Origin of the sequence: Paraburkholderia graminis (assembly GCF_003330785.1) — a bacterium.
Lineage (GTDB): Bacteria > Pseudomonadota > Gammaproteobacteria > Burkholderiales > Burkholderiaceae > Paraburkholderia > Paraburkholderia graminis.
In genome coordinates this window covers 474,050-486,643 of the sequence record NZ_CP024935.1, presented here as the reverse complement: position 1 = coordinate 486,643, position 12,594 = coordinate 474,050, and the positions used below count along the sequence as shown (strand labels likewise).

Annotated in this window: 12 protein-coding genes; 8 read left to right on the top strand and 4 right to left on the bottom strand. The window is 61.6% G+C overall.

Translation table 11 applies throughout. The annotated features are described in order from the left end of the window. Nucleotides 1-104: 104 nt before the first annotated feature. The 4 genes from CUJ91_RS20370 to CUJ91_RS20355 all read left to right on the top strand — a co-directional run bounded on the left by CUJ91_RS20370 (nucleotide 105) and on the right by CUJ91_RS20355 (nucleotide 1,998). On the top strand, nucleotides 105-512 hold the full coding sequence (locus tag CUJ91_RS20370) for an NUDIX hydrolase (protein WP_114156968.1): 408 nt from the start codon (nucleotides 105-107) through the stop codon (nucleotides 510-512). 73 nt (nucleotides 513-585) lie between these two features. Further along, nucleotides 586-813, top strand: coding sequence for a hypothetical protein (locus CUJ91_RS20365; RefSeq protein ID WP_107708859.1), 228 nt, complete (start codon nucleotides 586-588; stop codon nucleotides 811-813). Nucleotides 814-866: 53 nt separating this feature from the next. Continuing rightward, nucleotides 867-1,391: a hypothetical protein gene (locus tag CUJ91_RS20360; protein ID WP_114156967.1), complete on the top strand. Its 525-nt coding sequence runs from the start codon at nucleotides 867-869 to the stop codon at nucleotides 1,389-1,391. Nucleotides 1,392-1,485: 94 nt separating this feature from the next. Next, on the top strand, nucleotides 1,486-1,998 hold the full coding sequence (locus CUJ91_RS20355) for a hemerythrin domain-containing protein (RefSeq protein ID WP_006049353.1): 513 nt from the start codon (nucleotides 1,486-1,488) through the stop codon (nucleotides 1,996-1,998). 107 nt (nucleotides 1,999-2,105) lie between these two features. Here the strand turns inward: CUJ91_RS20355 and CUJ91_RS20350 are convergent, their stop codons facing one another. Beyond that, a complete protein-coding gene (locus CUJ91_RS20350) occupies nucleotides 2,106-2,606 on the bottom strand; it encodes a YciE/YciF ferroxidase family protein (protein WP_006049352.1) in 501 nt (166 codons plus the stop codon). Nucleotides 2,607-2,776: 170 nt separating this feature from the next. Here CUJ91_RS20350 and CUJ91_RS20345 point away from each other — a divergent pair, with 170 nt between their 5' ends. After that, nucleotides 2,777-3,652 carry a manganese catalase family protein gene (locus CUJ91_RS20345; RefSeq protein WP_006049351.1) on the top strand — a complete coding sequence of 292 codons (876 nt, stop codon included), beginning with the start codon at nucleotides 2,777-2,779 and terminating at the stop codon, nucleotides 3,650-3,652. A gap of 105 nt (nucleotides 3,653-3,757) precedes the next feature. Here the strand turns inward: CUJ91_RS20345 and CUJ91_RS20340 are convergent, their stop codons facing one another. Continuing rightward, nucleotides 3,758-4,996, bottom strand: a complete 1,239-nt coding sequence (locus CUJ91_RS20340) for a phosphatidylserine decarboxylase family protein (protein ID WP_006049350.1) — start codon at nucleotides 4,994-4,996, stop codon at nucleotides 3,758-3,760. A 54-nt stretch (nucleotides 4,997-5,050) separates the two neighbouring features. Beyond that, a complete protein-coding gene (locus CUJ91_RS20335) occupies nucleotides 5,051-6,082 on the bottom strand; it encodes a flavodoxin family protein (RefSeq protein WP_029966266.1) in 1,032 nt (343 codons plus the stop codon). Between the two features lie 213 nt (nucleotides 6,083-6,295). Here CUJ91_RS20335 and CUJ91_RS20330 point away from each other — a divergent pair, with 213 nt between their 5' ends. Together CUJ91_RS20330 and CUJ91_RS20325 are read left to right on the top strand one after the other, a co-directional pair. Further along, on the top strand, nucleotides 6,296-6,985 hold the full coding sequence (locus tag CUJ91_RS20330) for a PIG-L deacetylase family protein (RefSeq protein WP_114156966.1): 690 nt from the start codon (nucleotides 6,296-6,298) through the stop codon (nucleotides 6,983-6,985). 94 nt (nucleotides 6,986-7,079) lie between these two features. Next, a complete protein-coding gene (locus CUJ91_RS20325) occupies nucleotides 7,080-8,024 on the top strand; it encodes a glycosyltransferase family 2 protein (RefSeq protein ID WP_114156965.1) in 945 nt (314 codons plus the stop codon). Between the two features lie 39 nt (nucleotides 8,025-8,063). Here CUJ91_RS20325 and CUJ91_RS20320 read toward each other — a convergent pair whose 3' ends face one another. Next, nucleotides 8,064-10,745 carry an ATP-binding cassette domain-containing protein gene (locus CUJ91_RS20320; RefSeq protein ID WP_114156964.1) on the bottom strand — a complete coding sequence of 894 codons (2,682 nt, stop codon included), beginning with the start codon at nucleotides 10,743-10,745 and terminating at the stop codon, nucleotides 8,064-8,066. A 484-nt stretch (nucleotides 10,746-11,229) separates the two neighbouring features. Here CUJ91_RS20320 and CUJ91_RS20315 point away from each other — a divergent pair, with 484 nt between their 5' ends. Beyond that, complete coding sequence (locus tag CUJ91_RS20315; protein ID WP_114156963.1) at nucleotides 11,230-12,528, top strand: glycosyltransferase family 4 protein; 1,299 nt, start codon at nucleotides 11,230-11,232, stop codon at nucleotides 12,526-12,528. Nucleotides 12,529-12,594: the final 66 nt, after the last annotated feature.

Genomic DNA, 12,594 nt, shown 5'->3' with positions numbered 1-12,594 from the left:
GCTCGGAAGACGCTGCCCTGCGAGTAGCATTTGTGGTTCCCGGACGCTTGCCGGGAAGGCATAGTGCATGCTTTGTAAGGTCGCCCTTTCTTGCCCGATATGTGATGAAGCAGCGAGCCACCATACTCTGTCTACGCGCCAATAGCATCCTCCTCGTCGCGAGATCGAATGGAAGATGGGCGCTGCCCGGCGGCCGATGCAAGCCTGGCGAAGCGGTCGCGGCAGCGGCCATTCGCGAACTTCTGGAAGAAACGCAATTGACCGATCTCGCGCTTCACTACATCTTCGAATTCTGGGGCGCGCGCACTCGCCACTATGTATTCGCCGCGCGTATTCCCGATGACATCGAGCCTATTCCGGGCCGAGAGATCACTCGATGCCGCTGGGTTCGCGCGAAAGACATCCACTCCGCATGGGTGAGCGTATCGACGCGCGGAATCGTTCAGGTACTGCTTGGCGAAGGCAGTCCTGTGGGCCCCGCGCGAAGGTCGAGCCCGTTGCGTGTTTTCTGAGCGCCGCATTTTACGCGCGTGGCACAAGCGTTGCATCGCAAAGCTTGTCGCCTATTCACTCACGGAGTTTCAAATGGCAGGAGATAACTCGTTCAAGCCCGGCGAAATCGTCAAGACGTCCGGCATCTATGCAGTCGTTCATGACGACGGCAAGGAAACATTCGAAGTGACCTGCGTAGAGGGAGAACATTTTCCGCCGACACGCAGCGGCAAAGGCGCACACTTCGAACTCAAATACGCAGCCACTCACGCGCATCGTCATGGCGAGCTGAAAGGCAGCGAAGCGCGACAGGCTGTTTAAAGAACTCAAGCCACTGAACTCGCGCGCGCTCTATCGGCCAGGAGGCGAGACCGGTGCCCAAAGCTTCCGCCACACCATTCGCTCTCGCCGAGCGCGCGATCATCAGTCTGTATGACGGCGGCGTACTGTCGCCCGCCGTCATCGAACGGCTTATCGCATCGTTCGCCACGGCGAATCCCGACTGGGACACTGAGCCGACAGAGCGCTCCGTGGATGGACGCTCGCTTCACGAAGTCGTCGCTCTGACCATGCTGCCGGGCGAATCGCTGCGGGCGGCGCGCAAGTCGTTCATGTCCATCATCGAACATATTGCGGGCGCGCCGAAAACGAAAAAGACAAGCCGTGCAGCGAGCAAAGTCAAAGAAGAAGTCGAGGAAGAAGGGCCGGCAGAAGAAGACGACGAAGACAGCGCCGAACTCGCGAGGCAATTATCCGGCGGCACACGCGGTACGTCGTCTAACGGGCGACGCGGCTCCGCGAAGAGCGAAGACGCCGACACGTCCGCACGCAAGCCTGCTGGAAGGGCCGCATTCAATCCGCTCGTGAATGCCGCGGCGCCGCGCAAGAGCAAAAGCTGACTGTTGGCAGAGAGCCGCCCGCCAACGGGCACAATGCTTGCGATGCTTCGCTCAGACATGCCGCCACGCGGCGGCGTCCAACATGGAGAGCGACATGCCGGAACAACAACCAACCCCCAACACCGACGACGCACTGGAATTACTGATCGCGGACCATCGCGCGGTCGAAAAGCTTTTCACCGCATTCAAGCAGGCCAAAGAGGACGATCTCGAAGCGAAAGCCACCCTCGCCCAACGCGCGTGTGAAGAACTGACCATTCACACCATCATCGAGGAAGAACTTCTTTATCCCGCCGCGGGTAAAGCGCTTCCGTCGAGCGATGTCGTCGATGTCGAGGAAGCCTACGTCGAGCACTTTCTCGTGAAGACGTTAATCAGCAAATTCGAAACGCTGAAGGCGGGCGATAAGGGCTTCGACGCGACTTTCAAGGTGATGAGCGAAATGGTGCAACATCACGTCGAGGAAGAAGAGAACGAGCTATTCCCCGAATTGCGCAAGGCCAATCTCGACGTCAAAGGGCTCGGCCAGAAGATCGTGAAGCGCAAAACCGAGTTGCAAGGCAAACTCGACCAGGTGGGAAGCCGCGCTGTGGGCGATAAAACCTGATACAGGTTCCGCGCCGCGCGGTGTGTTGCTGGACATAAAAAAATCCCGCCCTGAAACGGGCGGGTTTTCGCTCGTCATTCGACGGCAACCGCGCTGCTTACCGCTGCTTACTTCTGCTGCTTCGCCTTCTCGTTGCCGGCGCGCTCCGCGAATTCGGTGAGCTTCAGATCCGTAGCCTTTTCTTCTTCCAACGTTTCCTTCAGCAGATTAACCGCCTCGGTAAAGCCCAACTGCTTGCCGATCGCGCAGAGACTGCCGTACGACGCGATTTCGTAGTGCTCCACCTTCTGCGCGGCCGCGACGAGACCCGCGTCGAGCACCGGTCCTCTTTCGATTTCGTCGATGAGTTCCTGGCCTTCTTCAATCAACCCTTCCATCGCGACGCACTTCATTCTTTTCAACTTCACGCCACAACTTTCTACAACCTTGTCGATTCTTTCCACCTGTCCCTGCGTTTCCTCCAGGTGAACCTTGAATGCCTCGCTCAATTGCGGATCGGACGCAGCGCGCGAGAGCTTCGCCAGTGCTTTGGTCAATTGCTTCTCGGCGCTGTAGATATCCGACAGCATGTGAACGAACAGATCATCGACAGTCTTTCGCTGTGTCATATGCAACTCCCAAGGTAGTGGTTAGGAGCCCTGCATCGCGCAACGGGTGTGCCTGGCGAAGCGGACGGGCATGTGATTGACCGTAGCGCGTCGCATTCGCACCAGGTACGGCGCATGCGCAGGCAAGCGTGCAGTCCAACGTTTCCCAACCATACTCAACGGAGAAGCCAATGTTCGTTCACAACAAGCGACTTCAATACACCGTGCGTGTCGCCGCCCCTAATCCGGGCCTCGCCAATCTGATGCTCGAGCAATTCGGCGGGCCCCAGGGCGAGTTGGCAGCCGCGTGCCGGTACTTCACCCAGGCCGTCGCTGAAGACGATCCGGGCCGCAAGGATTTGCTGTTCGACATCGCCACGGAAGAGTTGAGCCACCTCGAAGTGATCGGCTCGATCGTCGCCATGTTGAACAAGGGTGCGAAAGGCCAACTGGCCGAAGGCGTCGAGCAGGAAGCGGAGTTGTATCGTTCGCTGACGGGCGGCGGCAACGACTCGCACACGACCGCGCTGCTGTACGGCGGCGGGCCTCCGCTGACGAACTCCGCGGGCGTGCCGTGGACGGCCGCGTATATCGACACGATCGGCGAGCCGACCGCCGATCTGCGCTCGAACATCGCCGCGGAAGCGCGCGCGAAGATCGTCTATGAGCGGCTGCTGAATATCACGGACGATCCGGGCATCAAGGACGCACTCGGCTTTCTGATGACGCGCGAAATCGCTCACCAGAAGTCGTTCGAAAAAGCGCTGCATTCTATCCAGCCGAACTTCCCGCAGGGCAAGCTGCCGGGCGTTCCAGAATTTACAAACGTGTACTACAACATGTCCTCGGGCGAAGGCGACGCACGCGGTCCATGGAACGAAGGGCCGGAATGGGAGTTCGTGGAAGCGCCGCAACCGGCGGTGGACGGCGGCGACGGTTTGCCGTCGGTGAACGTGACGCAAGCGGACGTCGAAGTACTCGGCGCGCTGGCTTCGCGAACCGCTTCGGACACTGCGACCGATCCGGTGACGGGAGCAGATCTTGGATCGGGTAAGCAGCCGGGTTGAGTTCCGATCCGCTATTTGAGAAGTCGCTTGTAATAAGAAAATGCCGCGGAGCGAGTCGCGCTTCGCGGCATTTGAACGTCACTAACGAACCAACGCTTCGTTTCGCTAGCGCGCCGTCGCAACGTGCGTTTTCACCTTGATTGACGATGCGTTGTCGAATGGCGGCTGCGGAACGAAACTGCTGATCACGTCCCGCTCGAATACGAGGCAGCACGTCGAACCGCCGTACTGGAAAAAGCCTATTTCGTCGCCCTTTGAAACCCGCTGACCCGGCAGTGCTTCGATGATGCACGACGATACATCGGCCATACCGACAAATACGCAGCCCACCTGGCCAATGGCTGGATCGTCGCTTTCGATCACGATGATTGCCCGTGCCGCCAGCGCGGTAATGTACCCCTGCGAGTCGTTAAGACCGCCGGGATCGCGGCCTTCCGCATCGGCGTCCGAGTAATAGGTGCCGTCCAGTGCATAAGCTTTTTTAATGACGCCCGCGATCGGCGCATGCCAGCGGTGGTAATCGAATGCACTGAGAAAGCACTGGTAAATGGAACCGCCGACAAAACGCTGCGCAAGCTCCCGCTGGCCGGCCGAAAAGATGTCCAGCAGTGAATAAGGCTGCGCCTTGATCCAGAAACTGTCGGTGAGTTTGACGTCTCTCTGGATGTTATACGGAGCCGCCTCGCAGGGACTGACAATGATCTTGTCGTTATCCGGCTGATCCACTGGCCGCTCGCCCTCGCGAAAGCGGCGCGTGAAGAAGTCGTTCCATGAAGAGAAGCCCCAATACGGCTTGTCCGGATCACACACGAACTGCGAAAGGTTGATCTTCTCGTCGGCCTCGGGCGAGAACCATCCGTTCGGGGGCGACGTATTCAGATGCTCGCGCGAATGCGGTCCGCTCAGGAATCCGCACCAGCAATCAAGCACATGCTTGATCTGCTGATTGAACGCAGGGTCGCGAAACAGCGCATAACCGGAGGGCATGCACATCGGCCAATCGAGTACCGCATTCAACGGGCAGTGAATCAGGCTCTTTTCGCTGAACGGCGGCGCATAAGTCATCAGATAGTCGATGATGACCATCAACTCTTCTATCGACGAATAGCCGAGTACATAGCCCTTATCGCGCGCCTGATTGATAGCCCGCGTCATATCCATGCGAAGAACCGGATCGCCGTCGAGGAGCGCGGCGAGCTGTTCGACCGCTGCCGTGCGCGGCGCATGCGCCGCACGGGCGCGAGCTTTTTCCGCGAGGTCGGTGCGGTATTGCGCGAGTTGCTCCTCATTGCTCGGCAGCCACCCACCGAGCCGGCGCCGTTCGTCCGCTTCCTTGTCTGTCATGCTTACCCTTCCCTATTGCGTTAAACGTTGATGAAACACTGCGACGACGGGCGCCTATTTCGCGCGCGGCGTTTGCAACGCGTCGTCGGGCTGCTTGTATCCGTTGCGTATTTGCTCGACGCGCTCGGCGACCGCCTGCGCCACATTCACGACTTCCTGCTGCATAGCCTCGTCATGATCGAGGGCCGCGTGGCTCGTCGCATAAGGCTCGTAATAGCCGATAAAGCGGTCGAGCCGCGACTTCGGACCGGCTTCTATCAGTCCCATCCAGTCGAGCCAATCGCTCAGCGCACGGCGCGATCCTTCGATACCGGCAACATCGCCATGTACTACGAGGCCATAAGCCCTGCCCGCCAGATGCTTCGGGTAATCCCAGCCGGCAAGCTCGATTTTCTTCGCCTCCTCGGGCGTCTTGCCGTGCGTCGAGGTGGGATCGGGATTGCCGCCGTCCGCGCAAACGAGGCGATCCATTAGCAGCTTGAGCGGGCTCGCGACCTGATACCAATAGACAGGCGTGACGAAAATCACACCATGCGCGGCCGCAAAGCGCTCGTAAATCTCGTTCATCCAGTCGTTCACGAGACCGAGCGAGTGATTCGGATAGCAACTGCATGGCCAGTGGCACAGCGGCATCGCCGTCGAGACACAGCCTTTGCAGGGATGAATATGCAGATCGCGATCGGAATTCAGGCGCGACAGATCGAGGAAGTCGACGTCGAACGCTCGCCGCTCGAGCGCGCCTTGCGCGATTTTCCCGAGGCGGAAGCTCTTCGACATTTCACTGGGGCACGTATAGTCGTTTCGCGACGAGGCATTCACGATGAGCACGCGCGAACGGCCAGCCGGATCGCGCTGCCGGACTTGCGCGGCCTTGATGCGCTCGCTCGCCGCGCGCCATTCGACGGACAGTTCGTAGTCGGGATCGGCATAGCCCGCGCCGGCCTTCGCCGTTATCGGCGATTTACGCGCGTGCGAATAGGCGTCCCACGCTATCGCTTCGAGCCGCGCGAGCGCCTCGTCTTCCGCGCGGAATGCGGGGTCGTAGAAGCGCGCCATGAAACGTTCGCGAAAGACTTCGCGCGGCAGCTTCTCCGTGATCTGCCCGCGGCGGACTTCGACGGGCACCACCGCTATCGACGGGTTCTTTGCTTCGCTCACGTGGTCTCATGCAAAAAACGGTACGACGACCAAGTGAGCAACTAGCATTCCCGGATGCGATCGCGGCCACAACGTCGGAAGCCAGGTCCGCGATTTGCTTCTAAAAGCGCTCCCCCGGCCCCATACAACTTACATCAAAGAATGATGCAATCACGCGCCCGCCTACTCGTCGTTTCTCCGCATCTGGACGATGCCGTATTGAGCTGTGGACTGCTGCTGACAGCGAGCCCGTCCGCCATTGTCTGCACCGTTTTCACTGCGCCGCCAGGCGAGAACATGTCGACCGACTGGGATCGGCAATCGGGATTCAAAGACGCGTTCGAAGCAATGCAAGCGCGCAAACAGGAAGACGCCCATGCTCTGGAAATGCTGGGCGCCCGGCCCGTCCATCTTCCGTTTTGCGACGCGCAATACCTTCACACTCCGTCGCGCGATGAATTGGCCGAAGCACTGCGGCACACGCTAGAGGCGTATCAACCCGAAAACGTCATGGTCCCGCTCGGCCTCTTTCACTCCGATCACACACTGGTATCGGATGCCTGTCTTTCGTTAATCGCCGGGATGGGCGACGCGGTACTCCACGCCTACGAAGAGATTCCGTATCGACGAATGGAACACGCGGTTCCCGATCGCATTGAAGAACTGACGAAGCGCGGTTACCTGCTGAGTCCCGCCGACGACCTCGCCGCGGCCGCGCGCCAATCCGTTTCGCATGAACAGATGAAGCGCGAAGCGATTGCTGCTTATGCGAGCCAACTACGCGCATTCGGCCCTGATGCCGAAACCACGCTCTGTTGCGAGGAAAAGTACTGGCGGCTACAACGAGCGTGAAGAAAAACCGCAGGCCAAACCTGAAGCCAGTTGAAAGCGAACGGCACATCGTTTGCTTGAAGCGGGAATCGCCCCGTCAAGAACAAAGAACAGCATGGATAAAAAACCGCTTTCCCGGCGCATTTCGGTAGTCGTTCTGACACACAACCGCGCCGCCGAGCTTGTGGCCACCCTCGAGCGCTTACTCGCCCTTCCAGAAAATCCGCCCATCTTTGTGGCGGATAACGGCTCGAATGACAATACCGTCGCGCTGGTGAGGACGCTCTTTCCGACCGTATGCATCATTGAATGCGGAGGAAATCTCGGCGCAGCCGGGCGTAATCGCGCCGCCGAGTGCGTCGGCACCGACTATGTCGCGTTCTGCGACGACGACACCTGGTGGGAGTCGGGCTCGCTCGAACGCGCGGTGCAACTGCTCGACGCGTGGCCCAACGTGGGTGTTTTGAGCGGGCGCGTCGTGGTGGGCGAAGACAGGATCACGGACCCCATGTGCTCGGTGATGCGCGCGAGTCCGCTCGGCAGCGAGGGACTGCCGGGGCCCGCGTTGATCGGCTACATGGCGGGCGCATGCGTATTTCGCACGTCGCTTTTCCGCGAGCTGGGCGGCTACGAGCCGCGTCTTTTCATCGGCGGAGAAGAAGAACTTGTCGCGCTCGATGTGCTCGCGTCCGGGCACGCGATTGTCTATTGCGATCAACTGACGGTGCATCATCATCCGTCGCCGGCGCGCGATAGCACTTTGCGGCGGCGCACACTCGCGCGCAATGCCGCGTGGGTCGCGTGGCTGCGGCTGCCGTGGCCAGAAGCATGCCGCGCAACAGCGCAGGCGCTCGCCACGTTCTCGCGCGAAGGCACGCTCGCGCGCGATGGCCTCGCACTGCTGCGCGGTCTCGCGTGGGCATTGAAAAACCGCAAGCCCTTACCGCCCCAAGTACTCAACCTGCGCGAACGGGTGCACATCGGCGAACGCCAGATGGCCGCGCCCGCGCCAAGCACTCGCGCGAAGGCTACGGTTGGCAAAGCCGACGCAAGCACGTGATCTGAATCGCTTGATCCAAGCGAGCGCGTCGAAAAGTTACTACGCGCCCGTGCGCGCGGTCGCCATCGCAAGGTTGCGAATCTCGCCGATCAACTTCTGCGGTGCGACGGGTTTCGTCAAATGTGCCTGAAAACCAGCCATTTTCGCGCGCATGCGGTCCTCGGCCTGCGCGTAGCCGGTCAGTGCGATGGCCGGCACGCGGTCCTGCAACGGCAACTGGCGATCCGCTTCCAGCCGCCGCAAACGGCGCAGCACGTCATAGCCGTCTTCATCGGCGAGCACGATGTCGCATAGCAACGCATGCGGCCATTGCGTGGTCGCGGTCTGCGCGAACCAGTCCAATGCCTCCTTGCCCGACGACGCCGTGCGCACACGCGCGCCGCTCGCCGTGAGCACCGCTTCGAGCGCGTCGAGCGCATCTTCCTGATCGTCGATCGCCATCACGAAGAGACCTTCGAGCGGCGCTGCGCCGTCGGCATCGGCAATGGGCGCCGCCGCTTGAGTGCCCCCACTCGCATCGGCCACGGGACGCAGCGGCAGCATCGCCACATACGCGAGCCGTCCGTTGAGCGGCATCAGCGTGAAGCTGCCGCCGGCAGCGGACAGCGCTTCTTCCATATGACGCGCCGCTGCCTGCGACAATTCGGCGGGCTTCTCGCTCATGCCGAGCACCGTCACCCAGACCTGATTGTTATGCCGCTCGACGCGCAATTCGATGCGCTGCCCGGGCCTCGCGTGCTCGATCTCGTTGCGGCACAAGTCGGCGATCAGCGGTTGCAGCACGCTCGGGTCGCCCGTCACGCGCAGATCGTTGTCGCTGATCTGCGGGTACAAGGTCACGCGCCGCGCCGCGATTTCGTCGTGCAGCGCGTCGATCACGCCGGCCATCAGCGCGGCGAGACTGACCGATTGCGCGGTGAGCTTGCGCTGCGCGTGCTCGAGTTCGCCCTGCTGCCATTGCAGCGACCACATCTTCGCGTAGACGCCGTCGCGCGCGAGCAGTTCGCGATGCGTGCCCTGCTCGACCACGCGGCCATGCTCCATCACGAGAATCCAGTCGGCGTCGACCACGGTCGAGAGCCGGTGCGCGATCACAATCGACGTGCGGCCTTGCGCGAGGCGCGTCAACTCGGTTTGTATCGCGCGCTCGGAACGCGTGTCGAGCGCTGACGTTGCTTCATCGAACACGATGATGCGCGGGTCCTTCAGAATCGCGCGCGCAATCGCAATGCGCTGCCGCTCGCCGCCGGAGAGCCGCACGCCGCGCTCGCCCACGCGCGTGTCGTAATGATCCGGCAATCGTTCGATGAATTCGTCAAGTTGCGCCGCGCGCGCCGCCCGCACCACGTCCGCACGCGTGGCGGAAGGCCGCCCATACGCGATGTTGTATGCGATCGTCTCGTTGAACAGCACCGTGTCCTGCGGCACGATGCCGATCGCTTCGCGCAAACTCTTCTGCGTGACCTGGCCGATGTCCTGTCCGTCGATGCGTATCGTGCCGCTCGTCGGCTGATAAAGGCGAAACAGCAGCTTCACGAGCGTCGATTTTCCGGAGCCGCTTCCGCCCACTATCGCGAGCGTCTTGCCAGGATACGCATGAAAGTCGACGTCGCGCAGAATCTGCCGCGCCGGGTCGTAGCCGAAGTCCACATGCTCGAACGAGATCTGCCCGGCGCTCACGATCAGCGGTTTCGCGGCCGGCTCGTCAATATCCTCGCCGACACGCCCGCGCGCGGCGAGTATCTCGAACATGCGCTCGACATTCACCATCGCGTCGTTGGTCTCGCGAAACACGAAGCCGAGCGTGTTGAGCGGCATGCAGATCTGGATGATGTACGCATTCACCAGAATCAGATCGCCGACGCTCATGCTCCCCGCCACCACATGCTGCGCCGCGAGCAGCATGATCGCGCCGATACCGAACGCGATCACCGCGCTCTGACCGACATGCAACGCGGTCAGCGCACGCTGATTCGCGGTTCTCGCGTGCACCCACTTGTCGAGCACGGCGGAAAGGCGCTGCGTTTCGGTGTCTTCGGTGGCGAAATATTTGACGGTGTCGTAATTGAGCAGACTGTCCACAAGCCGGCCATCGGACTGCGCCTCGAGCGCATTCACCGCGCGCTGGAACGCGACGCGCCGCCGCGTGAAGATGAATGTATAGACCGCATAGCAGACGAAGGTCGCGGCAATCGCGATCATGAACTCGCGCGCGTAGTTGTGAACCATGATCGCGACAATCGTGACGATTTCGAACGCGGTCGGCACGATCGTAAAGAGCGCTACGCCAAGCAGAAAACCGATGCCGTCAGCGCCCTTCTGCACATCGCGCACGATTGCGCCCGTCTCGCGCTTCGTGTGAAAACGCGCACTCATGCGGTGCAGATGCGCGAAGGTGCGCTCGGTGAATGCGGCGACCGTGCGCTGCGTCACGATGCTGAACACCACGTCGCGCGCTTCGTTCAACGCGTCGCCGAGAAAACGCAGCAACGCATACGTCAATACGAGAAACACCGGAAAGAACGCCTGCGCGACCGGGTGCCCCAATTCGTCGACGACATGCTTGAGCACGAGCGGTATCAGCACGGTCGCGAGCTTTGCCGAGATCATCAGCAGCAACGCGGCGAGCGTCTGGTTGCGGTAGCGCCAGACCGCGCGCGTCAGGTCGGCGGCAATGCGGCGGGTCAACTGGGAACGGGGCAGCGTGGCGGGGTTCGGCATGAGGTCCCTGAGAGAGCCGCCGCAGCAACGACGCTGCAACGGGCATTAGATTCCACTATGCGGATTCACAAGCGGCGCGACGAAAAACGCGGCATGTCGAGTCGCGCGCCGAGGCCAGTGACGAGCAATCGATGCGCCCGCCGTCGGACAAAACTTAGCACACGCGAGACCGCGACGACAGGCGCGATTCTTCTCGCATCGCAGAGAAAAAAACTCGCGCTTCTCCAGGAAGTACTACTCGAAATTACATGACGGGTTGTAGAAAAAGGGAACGCCACACCGCTTCTCTCCCGCGAAAAAGGGAACGCTACAGCGCTTCTCCGCACCCACTGTCGGATCAACGTTTCTTGCGCGCCTTGCTGCGCATAGGCACACCACATGCTGTGGCCGGGTAACAGCGTCGTATCGGCGGAAATTGCATAAGAGTGCTCAGCAAACCGCGCGATGCCCGCCCTGCTAATGCCTATCTCGCGAAGGAATGTCAATGAAGATCGCCCTCATCAGTGAACACGCCTCGCCCCTCGCCGTCGCCGGAGGCGTCGACAGCGGAGGACAAAACATTTACGTCGCGAACGTCGCGCGTGAACTCACGGAGATGGGCCATCAAGTGGATGTGTTCACGCGGCGCGACCGCGCGCTGCTGCCGCTCATCTCCGACATGGACGGCGTGCGCGTGATCCACGTGCCGGCAGGGCCGCCGATGCAGTTGCCGAAAGAACGGCTGCTGCCTTTCATGGACGAGTTCGCCGCGTTTCTGATCGAATTCTTCCGCGGCGAGAAGACGCCGTATGACGTGATGCACGCGAACTTCTTCATGTCGGGCCTCGCGGCATTGAAAGTGAAAGCGGCGCTCGGCGTGCCGCTCGTTACGACGTTCCATGCACTCGGCCGCGTGCGCCGGATACATCAGGGCGCGAACGACGGCTTTCCCGATGAGCGCTTCGCAATCGAAGACGACCTCGTCGCGCAATCCGACGTGGTGATCGCCGAATGCCCGCAAGACGAGGCCGATCTGATCGGGCATTACCGGGCCGACCCCGCGCGCATACAGACCGTGCCGTGCGGCTTCGACGCCGACGAGTTTCATCCGATGGACCGCGCCACTGCCCGCGAAGCACTCGGCTGGCAGCAGGATCAGTTCACCGTGCTGCAACTCGGACGCCTCGTGGAGCGCAAGGGCATCGACAACGTCGTGCGTGGCGTCGGCGTGCTGAAGCAAGCCTTCAGCGCGTCGGCCGAGCTGTACATCGTGGGCGGCAATTCGGATGCGCCGAATGAAAAGGCCTCGCCGGAAATCGCGCGCTTGCGCGGCATCGCGCGCGACTGCGGCGTCGCCGGCCAGACTCACTTCGTCGGGCGGCGCGGGCGCGCGCAATTGCGCTACTTCTATAGCGCCGCCGACGTCTTCGTGACGACGCCGTGGTACGAGCCGTTCGGCATCACGCCGGTTGAAGCAATGGCGTGCGGCACGCCGGTGATCGGCGCGGACGTCGGCGGAATCCGCTATTCGGTGGCGGACGGCATCACCGGCTTTCTGGTGCCGCCGCGCGATCCGGCTGCGCTGGCCGCGCGTCTCGACCAGTTGCGGCGCGACCCCGCGCTCGCTCGCCGGATGGGCGAAGCGGGCCTTGAACGCGCACGCAAGGAGTTCACGTGGCGCGGCGTGGGCGAAGCGCTCGCGCAAATCTATATGCGCACCGCGCGGCTCGTGCCGGCAAAGACCGCGGAAGAAGAACGCGTGGAGGTTCGCGTGCGCGCGGCGGCCGGCGCGTCGTTCCGCTAGAACACCGCGCGTCGTCGCAGCGCTATCAGCGCAGCCAGTTTCGTCGAGCCGGGGCGGACGCACTGT

Coding starts and splice junctions, on each gene's coding strand:
- CUJ91_RS20315 (WP_114156963.1), top strand. CDS start 11,230: ATGAAGATCGCCCTCATCAGTGAACACGCCTCGCCCCTCGCCGTCGCC.
- CUJ91_RS20325 (WP_114156965.1), top strand. CDS start 7,080: ATGGATAAAAAACCGCTTTCCCGGCGCATTTCGGTAGTCGTTCTGACA.
- CUJ91_RS20355 (WP_006049353.1), top strand. CDS start 1,486: ATGCCGGAACAACAACCAACCCCCAACACCGACGACGCACTGGAATTA.
- CUJ91_RS20320 (WP_114156964.1), bottom strand. CDS start 10,745: ATGCCGAACCCCGCCACGCTGCCCCGTTCCCAGTTGACCCGCCGCATT.
- CUJ91_RS20365 (WP_107708859.1), top strand. CDS start 586: ATGGCAGGAGATAACTCGTTCAAGCCCGGCGAAATCGTCAAGACGTCC.
- CUJ91_RS20370 (WP_114156968.1), top strand. CDS start 105: ATGAAGCAGCGAGCCACCATACTCTGTCTACGCGCCAATAGCATCCTC.
- CUJ91_RS20350 (WP_006049352.1), bottom strand. CDS start 2,606: ATGACACAGCGAAAGACTGTCGATGATCTGTTCGTTCACATGCTGTCG.
- CUJ91_RS20330 (WP_114156966.1), top strand. CDS start 6,296: ATGATGCAATCACGCGCCCGCCTACTCGTCGTTTCTCCGCATCTGGAC.
- CUJ91_RS20345 (WP_006049351.1), top strand. CDS start 2,777: ATGTTCGTTCACAACAAGCGACTTCAATACACCGTGCGTGTCGCCGCC.
- CUJ91_RS20340 (WP_006049350.1), bottom strand. CDS start 4,996: ATGACAGACAAGGAAGCGGACGAACGGCGCCGGCTCGGTGGGTGGCTG.